The organism is Plantactinospora sonchi, assembly GCF_036422035.1.
Classification (GTDB): domain Bacteria; phylum Actinomycetota; class Actinomycetes; order Mycobacteriales; family Micromonosporaceae; genus Plantactinospora; species Plantactinospora sonchi.
In genome coordinates, this window is record NZ_JAZGQK010000002.1 from 1 (window position 1) to 16,949 (window position 16,949).

Genomic DNA, 16,949 nt, shown 5'->3' on the forward strand with positions numbered 1-16,949 from the left:
GGGGGGGCCGGCGCCCCGGGGGGCCAACACGACGCGCCCCCCACCCAGGGGGTGGGGGCCCGCTTCGGTTGTCGGCGGGCGGGCCGGGGACCTCAGTCCCGGGCGAGGTCGCGCAGGAACTTCTCCGCGATCGGTACGGCGGTCGCCGAACTCGATCCGCCCTTCTCCACGAAGACCGCGATCGCGACGTCACCCTGCCAACCCACGAACCAGGCGTGGGTGTGCGCCGGGTTGTCGTCGTACTCGGCGGTGCCGGTCTTGCCGTACACCGGCCCACCCGGCACGTCCTTCAGCGCCGTCGCGGTGCCCCCGGTGACCACCTCGCGCATCATGGTGCGCAGCGGCTCCACCGAGCCGGGCTTCAACTGCGGGCCGGGCGGCGCGGACTCACCCGGGGCCGGCTCCAGGACCAGCTTCGGCTGCTGCCACTGACCCCGGGCCACCCCGGCGGTGGCCGCCGCCATCGCCAACGGGCTGACCAGCGTGGTGCCCTGGCCGAACGCCGCGGCGGCCCGCTCGGGCGCCGAACCACCGGTCGAGACCTTGCCACTGAACGCGTCGAGGCCGAGTTGCCAGGCCGCCTCCAGGCCGAGGCTGCGGCCGGCCTCGGCCAGCCCGTCCGGGCCCAGCCGCGGGGCGAGCGCGGCGAACGCCGTGTTGCACGACTTGGCGAAGTCGACCCGGAACGGCACCCGGCCGAGGGCGAAGTTGTCGGAGTTCTTGAACGAGCGCCCCTCCACGGTGAACGTCTTCTCGCAGTCGACCGGGGCGTCGAGACTGACCGCGCCGGCGTCGAGCAGACCGAGTGCGCTGACCATCTTGAAGGTCGAGCCCGGCGGCACCTGGGCGGTGAAGGCGAGGTTCTCGGCGGTGCCGCCGTTGGCGGCGGCGAGCACCGCGCCGTCGCTGACCCGTACCGCGACCAGTGCGCTGCGCTGCGAGGTACCCCGCAACGCGTTGTCGGCCGCGGTCTGGGTCGGTACGTCGAGGGTGGTCCTGACCGGAGAGCCCGGCTTCGGCTCCTGCCGGAACACCTCGGTGTCGGTCGGGGTGACCGAACCGTCGGGACGCCGGCTCGCGATGATCACACTGGTGCCGGCGGCGCCGCGCAGCTGCTTCTCGTACCGGCCCTGGAGACCGCCGTGTCCGACCGAGTCGCCGAGTTCGTAGGCCCCGGGCTCGGCCGTCATGTCGTCGGCCTGCACCGGGTCGACCGAGCCGAGCAGGGCCCGGGCGAAGTCCCGGGTCGGGGCGAGCTGCCGCTGCTCGTCACGGAACTTCGTGCCGGGCAGGTCGTAGATCCGGGGCTTGATCTGCAGGTACGCCTCCCGGCGCAGGCTCACCACGTCGACGAAGGCGTTCGGCTTCGCCTCCTTCAGCCGGTCCGGCAGGTCGGAGAGGTCGACCGGCGGCTCGATCCGGGGCCGGATCGCCCGGAACGCCGCGTCGAGTTCCTTCACCAGATCCGCCGTGTCGGTCACCTCGTCCGGCTGCACCCCGACCAGGACCACCGGACGGGGGCGCACGATGTCCGCCCCGGCACCGTCGCTGATCGGCGCGCGGGCTGCCGGGAGCCGCCTCAGGGTCAACTGGTCACCACTCGTGAGCTGCGGCTGGACCACCTTCGGTTCCCAGATGATCTGCCAGTTGTCGTCGTCGGCACGCGTGAGGCGCAGTTCCGAGGGGTAGATCCAGTGCGTGTCTCCCGGAAGCGTCCAGTCGACCCGTACCGTCGCTGTCGCGCTGTTGTCTGTGATCTTCGCCGCACCTTCCCGGCGGAGCGTGGGTGGAGTCTTGGCCAGGTCGCCGGAGAGTTGTTTGATCTCCTCGGCCACGTCCGTGGCCGGGACCCGCTGTCCCGCCGGGTTGCGGAAGCCGACCGGGTTGAGGTCGCCGCCGCGCCAGCCGGCGAGGAACGCGTCGACCGCCTGTTCCGGTCCGTCGGATTCGGAGCAGGCGGCGAGGGACCCGGTGGCGAGCAGCAGGCCGGCCAACGCCAGGAGTGGCAACCGGGGGCCTGCCCGCCGGAGAGGGGGGCGATGGGGTGGATAAGGGAGACGCATGCCGTTGTTACCTTCCGGGTGTGCCCGCCGCCGTGACAGCCACCGGCGGCAGGTTGACGGTAGTACGCCCGGTGTCCCCGCATGTGCCCCCGTGTCGCGGCTCCGGTGTCCGACCGGTGCGGCGGGTGATGGCGGAGGCAGTGTGGGTACTCCAGGACGGGCGTGCCCGCTGTCCGCAACGGGTGACGGGACAACGTCCGGATCCGGACGTCGGGCCGGCGGTCCACTGACAAGACGGTGGATCGGCAGGGCCTAGTCTGGGCGCAGAGTGACCCACGGCGTGGTGGGTCGAGGGGAGTGGCACCGATGGACCGGCGTCCGGCGATCAAACCGGAACCCGCTCTTCGGCCGGCTTACGCTGGTCGGGACGACAGCTACGATTCGGCGGTCGACGACGACGGGGTGGGCTCTCGGCTCGCCTCGGGCGTCACCGGCGTGCCGGGGGCCAGCATCGACACCCTGTACGACCTGGGCTTACCTCCGGAGGCGCTGGCCGACGACGTCGAGGACGCGGATCTCGACGAGCCGGTACCGAACGCCGAGCGGCTGGTCGCCCAGGCGGTGGCGCTGGCCGGCGACGACCATGACGCGGCGACCCTGGTCGACCGGTTCTGGCGGTTCGCCCCGGACGAGGAGCTGATCGGGTTCACCCCGGAGGAGATGCTGGCCGCCGCGCGGGAGCATCGGGAGTTGGCCCAGCAGCGGGTGCCGGGTGAGCTGAAGCTGCGGATCCACGAGCCGGCGCCGGAGCAGCAGCATACGGTAATTGAGATCGTTACCGACGATATGCCCTTTTTGGTGGATTCTGTCACCGCGTTGCTCACCGGGCATCACCTCGACGTCCACCTGCTGGTGCATCCGCTGGTCGTGGTGCGTCGGGAGCCGCTCGGCCGGTTGACCGAGGTCGCCGCCGACGTGGAACCGGACGACGCGATCGACGGCGACATCGTGGAAAGTTGGATGCGGATCGAGGTGGATCCGATCCGTGGACCCGAGGACCGGACCCGACTGCGGGCCGAGTTGCAGCGGGTGCTGACCGATGTCCGGGAAGCGGTGGAAGACTGGCCCCGTATGCGTCAGCGGGCCCTCGAACTCGCCGACGAGTTGGCCGCCGCCCGTACGGCGGAGAACCGCCCACCCGTGCCGGAGAAGGACATCACGGACTCGGTGGAGCTGCTCCGCTGGCTGGCCCACGAACACTTCACCTTCCTCGGCTACCGCGAGTACCGCCTCGTCGAGCCGGCCGCCCCCGACGACGACCAGGGGCCCGCGTTGCAGGCGGTGCTCGGCACCGGGCTCGGTATCCTGCGGCAGGACTCCACCGTGCCGCGGACGCTCTCCTCGATGACCCCGGAGGCCGCCGCCAAGGTGCGGGAGAAGCGGCTGCTGATCATCACCAAGGCGAACTCCCGGGCGACCGTGCACCGCTCGGCGTACCTGGACTACATCGGGTTCAAGATCTTCAACGAGGCCGGCGAGGTGGTGGGCGAGCGGCGTTTCCTCGGCCTGCTCGCCACGGCGGCGTACCGGACCAGCGTCCGGGAGCTGCCGGTGGTCCGCCGCAAGGTCGCCGAGGTGCTGGAACGCTCCGGCCTCAGCCCGCGCAGCCACTCCGGCAAGGACCTGTTGCAGATCCTGGAGACCTACCCGCGCGACGAGCTGTTCCAGATCAAGACCGACGACCTCTACCAGGCGGTCATCGGAGTGCTCCGGATGGCCGGCCGCCGCCAGTTGCGGGTCTTCCTCCGGCGGGACGGCTACGGGCGGTTCATCTCCTGCCTGATCTACCTGCCCCGGGACCGGTTCACCACACAGAACCGGTTGCGCATGCAGGAGATCCTGCTCCGTGAACTGAACGGCGTCGGCGTCGACTACACCACCCGGGTGACCGAGTCCATGCTCGCCCGGGTGCATTTCATCGTCCGGACCGACCCGGCCAACCCGCCCGGCGAACTCGACGCCGACCTGCTCGCCGAGGAACTGGCCGACGCGACCCGGCTCTGGGACGACGACTACCGGCTGGTGCTGGAGCGCAAGCTCGGTGACGAGCAGGCCAAACACCTCTTCAGCCGGTACGCGGACGCCTTCCCGGAGGGCTACAAGGACGGGCACACCCCGTACGAGGCGATGAAGGACCTCGCCAAGCTGGAACTGCTCGAGGAGCCGGGCCAGCTGGAGATGCACATGTTCCGCAAGTTCGCGCCGCCGCGCTCGACGGCGGCGGTGGCGCCCGGCACCGAGGTCGGCCCACCGCCGGGCCCCGGCGCCGAGGACGTCCGGTTCAAGGTCTACCGGTACGGGGAGCCGATGATGCTCTCCGCCGTCCTGCCGGTCCTGCACTCGCTCGGGGTACGGGTCGTCGACGAGCACCCGTACGAGGTGGAGCGGGTCGACGGGCGGATCTACCTCTACGACTTCGGCCTGGAGCTGCCGGACGGCGCCCGGGACCTCACCGAGGTCCGCCCACACGTGGAGAACGCCTTCTCCGCCACCTGGCGAGGTGAGGCCGAGGTCGACGGTTTCAACGAACTGGTGCTGCGTGGTGGCCTGACCTGGCGGCAGGTGGTGGTGCTGCGGGCGTACGCGAAGTACCTGCGGCAGGCCGGCACGGTCTTCTCGCAGGACTACATGGAGTCGACCTTCATCGCGTACCCGGAACTCGCCTCGTCGCTGGTCGACCTCTTCGAGACCCGGTTCTCGCCGCTGCTCGGCCTGACCGCCGAGGAACGCACGCTGCGCAGCAAGGAACTGGTCACCTCGATCGGGCAACAGCTCGACGAGGTGAGCAGCCTCGACCAGGACCGGATCCTGCGCTCGTACCTGACACTGATCCAGGCCACCCTGCGGACGAGTTTCTACCAGCGGCGTACCGACGGGCGGCCGAAGGCGTACGTGGCGTTCAAGCTCGACCCGCAGGCGGTGCCGGACCTGCCGGCCCCCCGGCCCAAGTACGAGATCTTCGTCTACTCGCCGCGCTTCGAGGGCGTGCACCTGCGGTTCGGCCCGGTGGCCCGGGGCGGTATCCGCTGGTCCGACCGCCGGGAGGACTTCCGGACCGAGGTGCTCGGCCTGGTCAAGGCGCAGATGGTGAAGAACGCGGTGATCGTGCCGGTCGGCGCCAAGGGCGGCTTCGTGCTGAAGCAGAAGCCGGGGGACCGGGACGAGGCGGTCGCCTGCTACCAGGAGTTCATCTCGGCCATGCTGGACGTGACCGACAACCTGGTCGGCGGGCAGATCGTGCCGCCGCAGGAGGTGGTCCGGCACGACGGCGACGACCCGTACCTGGTGGTGGCGGCGGACAAGGGGACCGCGACCTTCTCCGACATCGCCAACGAGATCTCGGTCCGCAACGGCTTCTGGATGGCCGACGCGTTCGCCTCCGGCGGCTCGGCCGGCTACGACCACAAGAAGATGGGGATCACCGCCCGGGGTGCCTGGGAGTCGGTGAAGCGGCACTTCCGGGACATGGGGATCGACACCCAGAGCCAGGACTTCACCGTGGTCGGCGTCGGCGACATGTCCGGCGACGTCTTCGGCAACGGGATGCTGCTCTCCGAGCACATCCGGCTGGTGGCCGCCTTCGACCACCGGCACATCTTCCTGGACCCGAACCCGGACGCGGCCTCCTCGTACGCGGAGCGGCGGCGGCTGTTCGACGTCCCGCGTTCGTCGTGGGCGGACTACAACACCGAGTTGATCTCGGCCGGTGGCGGCGTCTTCCCGCGTACCGCGAAGTCGATCACGATCACCCCGGAGGTGCGGGCGGCGCTCGACCTCGACGCCGGCGTCGAGTCGATGTCCCCGCCGGAGCTGATGCGGGCGATCCTGACCGCGCCGGTCGACCTGTTCTGGAACGGCGGCATCGGCACCTACGTGAAGGCGTCGTCGGAGTCGAACGCCGAGGTGGGGGACAAGTCCAACGACATGATCCGGGTGGACGGCAAGGACCTGCGCTGCCGGGTGGTCGGCGAGGGCGGCAACCTGGGCTTCACCCAGGTCGGCCGGATCGAGTACGCCCTGGCGGGCGGCCGGATCTTCACCGACTTCATCGACAACGCGGCCGGGGTGGACACCTCCGACCACGAGGTGAACATCAAGATCCTGCTCGGCGCGTCCGTGGCCGACGGTGAGCTGAGCGTCGAGGACCGGGACGCGCTGCTCGCCGAGATGACCGACGAGATCGCCGAACTGGTGCTCCGGGACAACTACGACCAGGCCCGGGCCATCGGCAACGCGATGGCCCAGGCGCCGTCGCTGCTGCCGGTACACCGCCGGATGATCTCCGACTTCGAGCGGGCCGGTCACCTGAACCGGGAACTGGAGGCGCTGCCGCCGGACGAGGAGCTGGCGGTCCGGACCGACTCCGGGCTCACCGCGCCGGAGTTCGCGGTGCTGCTGGCGTACGTCAAGATCGTGCTGGAGCGGGAGATCCTGGCCGACAGCCTGCCCGACGAGGAGTGGACCTCCGAGGTGCTGGCCGGCTACTTCCCGACGCCGCTGCGCGACCGGTACGCCGACCGGATGGCGGAGCACCGGCTGCGCCGGGACATCGTGACCACGGTGCTGGTCAACGAGGCGGTCAACCGGGGTGGCATCTCGTTCATCTACCGCGTGGTGGAGGAGACCGGAGCCTCGCCGGCGGACGTCATCCGGGCGTACGTGGTGGTCCGGGAGGTGTTCCGGCTCAGGGAGGTCTGGACCGCGATCGAGGCCCTCGACAACCGGGTGCCGACCGAGGTGCAGACCGCGATCTACCTGGACACCCGTCGACTGCTCGACCGGGCGGTCCGCTGGCTGGTCACCAACCGGCGGTCGCCGATCGACGTGCCGGCCGAGATCGACCGGCTCCGCGACGGGGTGGCCCGGCTCCTGCCCGAGCTGGGGAACCTGTTCGTGGGTGGCGAACGGGCGGCGCTGGAGGCGCACATCGAGTCGTCGGTGGAGCGGGGGCTGCCCCGGGACCTGGCGGAGCGGGCCACCCGGTTGATGTACAGCTTCGGGTTGCTCGACGTGGTGGAGACCACGACGGCGACCGGTCGGGACGTCGGCGAGGTGGCGTCGGTCTACTTCGTCCTCTCCGACCGGTTCCGGGTTGACTCGCTGCTGTCGAAGATCTCCCTGCTGCCCCGGGAGGACCGCTGGCAGACGCTGGCCCGGATGGCCCTGCGCTACGACCTGTACGCCGCACTGGCGGCGCTCACCGCCGAGGTGCTCGGCGCCACGTCGGCCGAACTGCCGCCGGAGGAGCGGGTGCAGGAGTGGGAACGGTCGAACGCCATCTCGATCACCCGTACCCGCAAGGCGATCGGGGAGTTCGACGAGTCCCGGGCCGACCTGGCGGCACTCTCGGTGCTGTTGCGGCAGATCCGGACCCTGGTCCGCACCTCGGCGGCCGGCTGAGGCCACCAGCCGGGTGGAACACGGAGCTGTCGCCGGCGTCCTCCGCGGACATCGGCGACAGCTCGGTGTTCGGTGGGTGTCGGATCCGGTCAGGGGATCCGGGTCGCGGACACCACGATGTTGTTGGGATAGCTGCCCTTCTTCTTGTCGAAGACGCCGCCACAGGTGACCACCTGCAGCCGGGCGCTATCGCTGGACCCGTAGACCAGTTCGGCCGGGAAGGCTGTCTTCGGGTATGACTTGACGGTGTCGACGGCGAACCGGACGACGCTGCCGTCGGTCCGGGTCACCTGGACCTGGTCCGCCTTCTTGAGCGCGCCGAGCCGGAAGAAGACGGCGGGACCCATGGCGGCCGAGTCGACGTGCCCGACCACCACGGCGTTGCCGATCTCGCCCGGACTGACTCCCAGCCGGTACCAGCCGGCGAGGTGCGCCTGCTTCAAGGAGGGCACCTCGACGGTGCCGTCGGCGTGCAGCCCGACCGACATGATCTTCGCGTTTACCTTGATCTTCGGAATGGTGATCTTCACGGGCTCGGACCGGGGCAACGGCGCGGGTGCGGCCGGGGAGGGTGCGGCCGGGCCGGTGGACGGAGGTGTCGCACCGGGAGTCGGGGGCGGCCCGGTCTCGGACCAGCCGGAGGCCCAGTCGGGCCCGGCCGCCGAACCGGGCGCCGCTTCCGGTTCGGCATCGGCTGCGGACTCCCCACCGACCGCCGGCTCCCCGGTCGGAGCGGGTTCGTCTCCGGTCACCACGTCGACCGGCTGGGGCGGTTGGGCCGGTGCCGGTTTGAGTCCGGCGGTGAGCATCGCGGTGCCGCCGAGGGTGAGGAGGGCGACCAGGAGTACGCCGGCGGCACGCCACGGTCGCCCGTGCCGGTCGCCGGCGCTCCTGGTGTCCACGTCAGGCGAGTGAGCCATCGGTACGACGTCGGCGCATCAGCAGGAATCCGCCGATCGCGGCCGCTCCCAGCATGCCGGCCCCCGCCACGGTCCGGCTGTCGTCGGTGGTGGCGCCACCGTCGCCGCCGGGTACGGAACCCCTGGGCAGTACGACGATCTTGCCGTTGCCACACGAGCCCTTGACCGCGTAGTGACCCGGCTTGGTCTTCTCCGGGACCTTCGCCCAGGCCCAGTAGCGGTAGCTGTGGCGGTGGCCGTCGGTGGCCTGGCCTCCCTCGCCGCCACTCTGGGCCTGCGGCTGGAGGTCGTCCGGCAGCACCGGCTGTCCGTCCTCCGGCAGCCCGGGCTGGCCCGGCTGTCCCGGCTGACCCGGCTGTCCCGGTTGGCCTGGCTGTCCCGGCTGACCCGGCTGTCCCGGTTGGCCCGGTTGGCCCGGCTGTCCCGGTTGGCCCGGCTGCTCCGGCTGGTCGTCACCGTTGTCACCGTTCGCCGGTGGCTCCGACGGCCGGTCCCCGTTGTCCTTCAGCGGCTTGAGCCAGAGCTTGCCGGTGATCCTGGACGAGACCCAGGGACGATCCTCGGGAGAGAAGCAGGTCAAGATGATCTTGAACTTGGCGCCCGGCTTCACTCCCTTCGGCTCGGTCTTGACGTAGCCCCGGTACTCCGGGTCGTGGTGCGATCCGCCGTCCGCCAGGGCGGTTCCGGGTGCGCAGATCAGCAACGATGCGGCGCCGAGACCCGCGCCCGCCATCACCTTCCCCAGCAACTTCCTACTCATGACGCGTAGTCACTCCTTCCCCGTTGGGTTCGCCCGACGGCAGCCGGGCTAGGACCGACGCTAATTAGTTTGTGAGCCAATGTCGTGATTATGGGTGTTTAGGCCGCCAGGTAGCGTTGGCGTGGTAGAGAACTCTTTGCGTTTGCTGCGGCCTTGCTGTGCGCCCAGCCCCATTTGGGGTGCCCCGTCCGGCTGGGGCTGCCCGACCACACCCGTGCGACGCGCAGGGAACAACGGCTCGGGGGTGACGCCGCAGCGTCACCCCCGAGCTCTCGTAGCCGTCCGCCCGGCCGTACCTAGCTGGCGAGCCTGGCGAACGCGATGATGTTGTCCGGATAGGAGCCGGCCCGCTCGTCGAAGTCGCCCCCGCAGGTCACCAGGCGGAGCCCGGGCTGCACCGAGGGGCCGTAGACGAGATCGGTGGGGAAGTTCGTCTTCGGGTACGACTTCACGCTGTCCACGACGAACGTGGCGGTGCCGCCGTCCTTCCGGACCACCTCGATCCGGTCTCCGGGCAGCAGGGCGCCGAGCCGGAAGAACACCGCGGGTCCGATCTCCTTGGAGTCCACGTGACCGACGATCACGGAATTGCCCGCCTCGCCGGGCGTCGGACCCGGCTGGTACCAGCCGGCGAGGTGCGCCTTGCTCAGCGGCGGTACCTGCACCATGCCCTCGTCGGTGATCCCGACCGGCATGACCGCCGCAGCGACCCCGATCTTCGGGATGCTCACCATGACCGGCTCGCTCCGGGGCAACACCCTGGTGCTCGGCGTCGGGTCGGGCGTCGACGGTACGAGGTCGGGTGACTCGGACCGGTCCGGCGCGCCGCTCGCGACCGGCCCCACGGAGGGTTCCGGAGCTGCCACCGGTCGCGGCTGTGGCGGGGCGGCGGTGTCCGGTGCGTTCAACGCGGCACCGATGAGGCCCGCCCCGACCAGGGCGAGCAGGGCGACGAAGCCGATGCCGGCGGCTCGCCACGGTTTCCCGGGACGGCCGCCGGCTCCGCTCGTCACGGCGTCAGGCACGTGATTCATCGGTACGGCGCTGACGCATCAGCACCAGGCCGCCGAGCGCGGCCATCCCGAGCATCCCCACGCCACCGACCGCGAGGTTGTCGCCGTTGCCGGCGGTGATGCCGCCGTCGCCGCCGTCGACCCAACCCTTCGGCACGATGATCAGCTCGCCCTCACCGCACGAGCCCTTGAGGTCGTACGTGCCGGGCTTGGCGTCCCACGGGATCGTGACGCTGGCCCAGTACTCGTACCCGGCCTCGCCCTTGTGGTCCCGGTTCCGGCTCTCCTCGGAGGCCTTGTCCTCCTCGGCCCTGCCGCCGTCCTGCCAGTCCTTGTAGTCCTCGGCCTTCTTGCTGTCTTCCCAGGCCTTGTAGTCCTCGCTCTTCTTGCTGTCTTCCCAGGCCTTGTAGTCCTCGCTCTTCTTGCTGTCTTCCCAGGCCTTGTAGTCCTCGCTCTTCTTGCTGTCTTCCCAGGCCTTGTAGTCCTCGCTCTTCTTGCTGTCTTCCCAGGCCTTGTAGTCCTCGCTCTTCTTGCTGTCTTCCCAGGCCTTGTACTCCTCGGCCTTCTTGCTGTCCTGCCAGGCCTTGTAGTCCTCGCTCTTCTTGCTGTCTTCCCAGGCCTTCTGCTCTTCGGCCGAGTAGTCCCCGGACTTGTGCTCGTCGGCCTTCTTGGCGTCGTCCTGGGCCTTCGGGTCGTAGGACTTGTGCTCGTCGGCCTTGTACTCCTCGGCCTTCTTGCTGTCTTCCCAGGCCTTCTGCTCTTCGGCCGAGTAGTCCCCGGACTTGTGCTCGTCGGCCTTCTTGGCGTCGTCCTGGGCCTTCGGGTCGTAGGACTTGTGCTCGTCGGCCTTCTTGCCGTCCTCCCAGCCGGTCCCGCCGCTGTTGTCCGCGAGCAGTCCGCCGCCGACCCCGCCCGAACCGGCTCCCGGCTGCCCCGCCGGGGGCTGGTAGCCGTCGGCCGGCTGCTCGCCCTGCGAGCGGGACGGTGCCGGCACCGCGCCAGCTGACGGACCAGGCGATTCCGCCTTCTCCTCGGCGGACGCCGAGTCCTCGGGCGCCTTCTTCTCCTTGTACCGGCGGTACTCCTGGTACTCCTGGTACTCCTTGTACTTCAGGAACTCCTGGTACTCGTGATCCTGCTTGTAGTCGCCGCCCTTGTAGTCTCGGGGCTCGGTACCGTTCTTCCCGCTCTCGGCACCCTCCTCGGACTTCTTGTCGTCCCAGCCCTTGCTGTGCTCGGACTTCTTGTCGTCCCAGCCCTTGCTGTGCTCGGACTTCTTGTCGTCCTCGTACGAGTGCTCCTTCGGGGTCAGGTCGACCTTGCCGGTGACCTTCGACCACAACCAGGCGTGTTTCTGCCGCTCGGAGCAGAGCTCGCCGAGCTTGACCTCGTGCCCGGGCTTCACCACGTGCGGCTTCGTGAAGACGCGGCCCAGGCTGTCCTTGTAGTGGTCGCCGGAGTGGTCGGCGCCGTCAGCGAGGGCGGCCGAAGGGGCGCAGAAGAGTAGGGACGCGCCGCCGAGGGCGGCTCCAGCGATCACCTTGCCGAGGAACTTCTTGGACATGACTTTCGTCATCCTTCCCTCTTGCTTCAGCTCGAGGAGACGAGCCATGACCGAGATTAACGAGTTTGTGAGCTTTCATCAGATTTTCCAGGCATTTACCCAAAGGTGCTGCTCACGGTGCTACAGGTGGGTATCTGCACGCCGCGATCGGCTCGTCTCGTCAGGTCCCGACCGGGCCCCTCCGCGCCCTCCGGGCAAGACCCTGCCGCTTCGCCCCGCCCGGTGTCGTCGAGGCGGGGATCGGCCTTTCGATCGCGCCGGGCCGGTCTCGGCCGTTCGGCCCCGTTCGCCGTTTTGTCCGCTCCCGGCAGGTGTGGAGTCAGCGGTCGGTGGGCACCCGGTCGGTGCTCGTCGGGGCCCTCCAGTCGGCTGATATCCACTGTGGATGGCCTGCCGAGAGGTGGTGTGCCCGCCTGCCGGAGATCGGTGCCGGCGGTCTGGCGGAGCCGGGCGGGCGCCCGCCCGGGGGGCTGGGATATCGTCATCCGTAACTGTGATGGGTGTTGTGGTGGAAGCGCTCCCATGCAAGAATTCATCCACTGTGCTGGGGGAGCCACACCGCGCAGCAGACGCCGAGGGCATCCGGTCTCCGGACGGCGTCACCACGGCCGCCTGACCGCGGTCGGCACCACCACCAATCGCGCCCGTCCGGGTCGGGCGAACCGCAGTCCCCCATGGCGCCCGCGGACCTGTCCCACCGAACGACGTCCGCAAGGCCGCCGCGCCGGCTCCGCTCGATCGGACCGGCTGGCCCTAGGAGATCAGTGGCATGAATTTACGGAGTAGATTGTCCATCCGCCAGAAAGCTGTGGCGGTGGCCGGTGCGAGTGCCCTGGTGGCCGCCGGTCTCGTAACCCTTCCGGCGTCGTCCGCGCTCGCCGCTCCCGGTTGCAGCGTGACCTACAGCGCCAACCAGTGGCAGGGTGGCTTCAGCGCCAGCATCACCATCCGGAACGTCGGCGACCCGATCAACGGTTGGACGCTGCGCTTCACCTTCCCGGACAGCGGCCAGCGGGTCAGCCAGGGCTGGTCGGCCACCTGGAGCCAGTCCGGCAGCCAGGTGACCGCGCAGAGCCAGTCGTGGAACGGCAACCTGGCCACCGGCGCCTCCACCAGCATCGGCTTCAACGGCTCGTGGAGCGGCAGCAACCCGGCGCCGACGTCGTTCAGCGTCAACAACGTCGCCTGCAACGGCACCGCGCCGACCACCCCGCCGACCGGCGGCCCGACCGGCGGCCCGACCAACCCGCCGACGACGAGGCCGCCGACCGGTGGGCCGACCCCGGCGCGGGTGGACAACCCGTACGCCGGAGCCACGGGTTACGTGAACCCGGAGTGGAAGGCCAAGGCGGAGAGCGTCTCCGGTGGAAACCGGGTGTCGAACACGCCGACCGGCGTCTGGATCGACCGGATCGCCGCCATCGAGGGCACCCCGGACAGCAGCTCGAACGGTCCGATGGGCGTCAAGGACCACCTGGACGAGGCGCTGGCACAGGGCGTCGGCTACATCCAGTTCGTCATCTACAACCTGCCCGGCCGGGACTGCGCGGCGCTCGCCTCCAACGGTGAGCTCGAGGCGGGCGAGATCGACCGCTACAAGACGGAGTACATCGACCCGATCGCGGCGATCCAGGACGACCCGGCGTACGCGAGCCTGCGGATCATCAACATCATCGAGATCGACTCGCTGCCGAACCTGGTCACCAACGTGTCGCCGCGGGAGACCGCGACGGCGAACTGCGACACGATGAAGGCCAACGGAAACTACGTCAAGGGCGTCGGCTACGCGTTGGCCAAGCTCGGTGCGATCCCGAACGTCTACAACTACATCGACGCCGGCCACCACGGCTGGATCGGTTGGGACGACAACTTCCGGGCGTCGGCCACGATCTTCGCCGAGGCCGCTCGGGCCGAGGGCAGCACCACGTCGAACGTGCACGGCTTCATCGCCAACACCGCCAACTACTCGGCCACGCTCGAGCCGTACCTGAACGTGACCGAGGCGAACCGGCAGTCCAGGTGGATCGACTGGAACCGGTACGTCGACGAGCAGCGCTTCGCTCAGGCCCTCCGTACCGAGCTCATCTCGCAGGGCTTCAGCAGCAGCATCGGCATGCTGATCGACACGTCCCGTAACGGTTGGGGCGGCTCGGCCCGGCCCACCGGCGCGGTGACCTCCGGCACCGTCGACCAGCAGGTGGACGGTTCCCGCATCGACCGCCGGATCCACCTCGGCAACTGGTGCAACCAGAGCGGGGCCGGCCTCGGCGAGCGGCCGCGGGCCAACCCGGCCAGCGGCATCGACGCGTACGTCTGGATCAAGCCCCCGGGCGAGTCGGACGGTTCCAGCACCCTCATCGAGAACGAAGAGGGCAAGGGCTTCGACCGGATGTGCGACCCGACCTACGGTGGCAACCCGCGTAACAACAACAACATGAGCGGCGCGCTCTCCGGCGCTCCGATCTCGGGTGCCTGGTTCGCGGCTCAGTTCCAGCAGCTGATGCAGAACGCCTACCCGGCGCTCTGACCGACAGCGACGGCTGAACCGGCGCCAACCGGTACGTACCAACCAGGCGGTCCCCGCCTCCGGTCCGAGAGGGTCGGAGGCGGGGACCGCCGCCGTCAGAACGCCGGATCCGTGCCCCGCTCAGGGAACGGTTCTCTCCACCGCGGCCGGTCCCTCCCGCTCCAGTTCCCGCCGGGCGCGCTCGACGTTGCCCGGGTCGGGGTCGCGGCCCTGCGCCGCCGCCAGGTCCTCCGGATCCCACGGCTGCTCGGCGCCGGTCCGGGCCCGTTCCGGTGCGCTGCCCGCACCGGCGCCGTGCGGGTCACCGAGCAGGTCGTCGGTGGGCGGGAAGTCGGCGGAAACGTCGTCCGGGTCGACGAACTCGGGGTTCGCCGCCCCGGGGCCTCCGTCGGAGGCGAACTGCGGTACCGCGATGTCGTCGTCGATCGCGGCGGCCACCTCGGGAGTCTCCTCAAGCGGACGGTCCGGCCTCGGATCGCGGTCGGTCATCTAACTGCCCTCCTGTCCGGTGTCCCGACGTACGGGTGGGATGTCCTCCGGTCGGCTGTCTCTTCCCACTCGCGTACCCGGGATGGCCGGCGCCATACCTGCACCGGTCGCCGGCGGGTCGCCGCGCGGGAACGCGGCGTGGTACACACGACGGCTCCCCGACGCGCCGGTGGGCGTCGGGGAGCCGAGGGTCGAGCGGTACGGCCGGCCGCTAACGGCCGAGTATCCGGTCCAGGAACTCGCGGTGCCGCCGTACCGTTATCCGGAGCTGCTCGGTGTCGGTGGAGCCGTCCGTCGCGCCGTCACCCTGCCCGAGCCCGAGGTCCGCACGCTGCGCGGCCAGGGCGGCGGTCAGCGCCTCGACCGACTCCTCCACCAGCCGCTGCGCGTCCGCCGCGGCGCCGGACGGGTCGTCCACGAACCGCAGCTGCACCTCCCGCCAGCGGTCCCGGAAGCCCTGCACGGTCTCCGGCTCGAGGAACGCCGCCGCGGCCGGCTGTCCCTCCATGGTGGAGCCGCCGGTCCCGGACAGGCTGCCGTCCGTGGTGGTCCGGCTGTCCCCCGACGGGCTGCCGGCCATGGTCGGGTAGCTCTCCGCGACGCTGTCGTCGGCCGGACTCCGGTTCGCCGCACCGGTGGTGGCGGCGGTTCCGGAGTCGTCGTCGATGCCGTCGATCCGGTCCTCGGCCACGCCGTCACCGGACCGGGCGAGTTCCTCCTCGCGGGGATCGCGGCGGTCGCCGGCCAGCGCGGACGACGCGACGGCGCCGCCGACGCTGGTGGCCCCGAAGGCGGTCGGCACCGGTGCCGGCTCGTGGAACTCCGGCCGCTGCGCCCCGTCGATCCGTCGGGCGCCGCCGTCCTGCTCCGGCACCCCGTCGTGGTCCGGCCGGTCACCGACGGCGTCGGCGTGGCTGGCGTCGGCCAGGTCACCCCGGTCCGCCGTACCCCGGGCGGTGTCCGGGTCGTCGGTCACCGAGCCCTCGACCTGGCCCGGGGCCTGTCCGGCCGGGTCGTTGTCGTAGGAGCCCCGCTCGTCCAGCGCGTCCTCGGGGCGGGGGTCTTCCTGGATCTGCTGGTGCTGTTGGCGCATGGCAGGTCTCCTCAACGACTCGAAACGTCCTGCGGGGTCTCCGGGCGGGGCTGTGCCGCGTGGGGGCGACGTCCGTCGTCCGTCGTGCTGTCGTGCTGACGTGCGGGGTCCGCACCGTCACCTACGGCCTCCGCGTCGTCGTGGCGGCTCACCCCGTCCGCGTCACGGTGCTGACGTACCGGGTCCTCGCCGAGTAGTTCGGCGAAGAGCGCCCGGTAGTGCACGACGGCCTGCCGCAGCTCCTCGGTGTCGGCCTCGCCACGCTCGTTGCGCAGATGGATGTCGTGAGCCTCGCGGTAGTGGCCCAGGGTCTGGGCGTGCTCGACGGAAAGGTGGGCGAGTCGCTCGTCGTACTCCCCGGTGGGGTAACCACGTTCGGCGACCAGTCGGGTGACCAGCTCGTCGGCCGCCCCGACCGCTTCACCAGGCGAGTCGACGAACCGGGCCTGGATCTCCTCCCAGTCGGCCGCGTAGCGCTGCCGGGACTCGGCGGAGAGCGGGGTCAGGGTCAGCTCCGCGTGCCGGCGCTCCCGTTCCCGCAGTTCACGTTCGGCGGCGGCGCGGCTCTCCTGCTCGGCGACCAGCCGCTCGTACTCGGGCCCGAACTTGCTGCGCAGGGCCCGGCGGCGGCTCGCCACCCAGATTGCCGGCACGGCCGCCGCGACCACGAGGACAACGAGGACGATGAGGACGATTTCTGTGGGCGACATGGCTCCTCCTTCGACCTCTGGTATTCCCGCCTGCCCCTGATCCGCAATCCACCTGCGCCGTACTTTCACGCGCAGTGATCGGAGCCGGCGAAAGCCCTGAAGCTGTCGTAACAGGCCCGAAGTGGCATGAAATCCCGGGGTGGATCCCCGACCCGTCGACGGATGACCCTGGCCTCAAAACTTGACTCATTCCAGAAAACGCGTTTGGCTGGTCCGGTACGGGCACGGACGGATGTGGGGCACCTGCGGGTGACGACCCGCTCAGGCGGACCGCCACCCACCGGCGGTGACGGCCGGTGCCGTCCGCTGCCTGACCCGGGCGCCCCGCGTTGACCCGGTGGTGGCACGTCCCCGCTCCGCTGGACCACCACGGGACCGGCGCTCGGGGCCGCGCGGCCCCGAGCGCCAGG

At 70.3% G+C, this 16,949-nt stretch carries 10 protein-coding genes; 2 read left to right on the top strand and 8 right to left on the bottom strand.

Features of this window, described 5'->3' with window-relative positions; genetic code table 11:
• Nucleotides 1-92: 92 nt before the first annotated feature.
• Nucleotides 93-2,063, bottom strand: coding sequence for a penicillin-binding transpeptidase domain-containing protein (locus V1633_RS02220; protein WP_331212425.1), 1,971 nt, complete (start codon nucleotides 2,061-2,063; stop codon nucleotides 93-95).
• 306 nt (nucleotides 2,064-2,369) lie between these two features.
• On the opposite strand from V1633_RS02220, the gene V1633_RS02225 reads away from it, so the two are divergent.
• Entirely contained in the window at nucleotides 2,370-7,463 is a 5,094-nt protein-coding gene (locus tag V1633_RS02225; RefSeq protein WP_331212426.1) for an NAD-glutamate dehydrogenase, read from the top strand.
• An 89-nt stretch (nucleotides 7,464-7,552) separates the two neighbouring features.
• On the opposite strand, the gene V1633_RS02230 is transcribed toward V1633_RS02225, so the two are convergent.
• The 4 genes from V1633_RS02230 to V1633_RS02245 all read right to left on the bottom strand — a co-directional run bounded on the left by V1633_RS02230 (nucleotide 7,553) and on the right by V1633_RS02245 (nucleotide 11,720).
• On the bottom strand, nucleotides 7,553-8,365 hold the full coding sequence (locus V1633_RS02230) for a class F sortase (RefSeq protein WP_331212427.1): 813 nt from the start codon (nucleotides 8,363-8,365) through the stop codon (nucleotides 7,553-7,555).
• Between the two features lies 1 nt (nucleotide 8,366).
• Nucleotides 8,367-9,143 (bottom strand): hypothetical protein, encoded by a 777-nt coding sequence (locus V1633_RS02235; RefSeq protein WP_331212428.1) that lies wholly within the window; start codon nucleotides 9,141-9,143, stop codon nucleotides 8,367-8,369.
• 296 nt (nucleotides 9,144-9,439) lie between these two features.
• On the bottom strand, nucleotides 9,440-10,168 hold the full coding sequence (locus tag V1633_RS02240; protein WP_331212429.1) for a class F sortase: 729 nt from the start codon (nucleotides 10,166-10,168) through the stop codon (nucleotides 9,440-9,442).
• Nucleotides 10,161-11,720, bottom strand: a complete 1,560-nt coding sequence (locus V1633_RS02245) for a hypothetical protein (RefSeq protein ID WP_331212431.1) — start codon at nucleotides 11,718-11,720, stop codon at nucleotides 10,161-10,163. The genes V1633_RS02240 and V1633_RS02245 overlap by 8 nt, the downstream gene beginning before the upstream one ends.
• Nucleotides 11,721-12,489: 769 nt before the next feature.
• Between V1633_RS02245 and V1633_RS02250 the strand changes: the two genes are divergently transcribed.
• Nucleotides 12,490-14,247, top strand: coding sequence for a glycoside hydrolase family 6 protein (locus V1633_RS02250; RefSeq protein ID WP_331212432.1), 1,758 nt, complete (start codon nucleotides 12,490-12,492; stop codon nucleotides 14,245-14,247).
• Nucleotides 14,248-14,367: 120 nt separating this feature from the next.
• Here the strand turns inward: V1633_RS02250 and V1633_RS02255 are convergent, their stop codons facing one another.
• The 3 genes from V1633_RS02255 to V1633_RS02265 all read right to left on the bottom strand — a co-directional run bounded on the left by V1633_RS02255 (nucleotide 14,368) and on the right by V1633_RS02265 (nucleotide 16,539).
• Entirely contained in the window at nucleotides 14,368-14,736 is a 369-nt protein-coding gene (locus tag V1633_RS02255; RefSeq protein WP_331212433.1) for a hypothetical protein, read from the bottom strand.
• Nucleotides 14,737-14,947: 211 nt separating this feature from the next.
• On the bottom strand, nucleotides 14,948-15,829 hold the full coding sequence (locus tag V1633_RS02260; RefSeq protein WP_331212667.1) for a hypothetical protein: 882 nt from the start codon (nucleotides 15,827-15,829) through the stop codon (nucleotides 14,948-14,950).
• An 11-nt stretch (nucleotides 15,830-15,840) separates the two neighbouring features.
• Nucleotides 15,841-16,539, bottom strand: a complete 699-nt coding sequence (locus V1633_RS02265) for a hypothetical protein (protein ID WP_331212434.1) — start codon at nucleotides 16,537-16,539, stop codon at nucleotides 15,841-15,843.
• Between the last annotated feature and the right edge of the window lie 410 nt (nucleotides 16,540-16,949).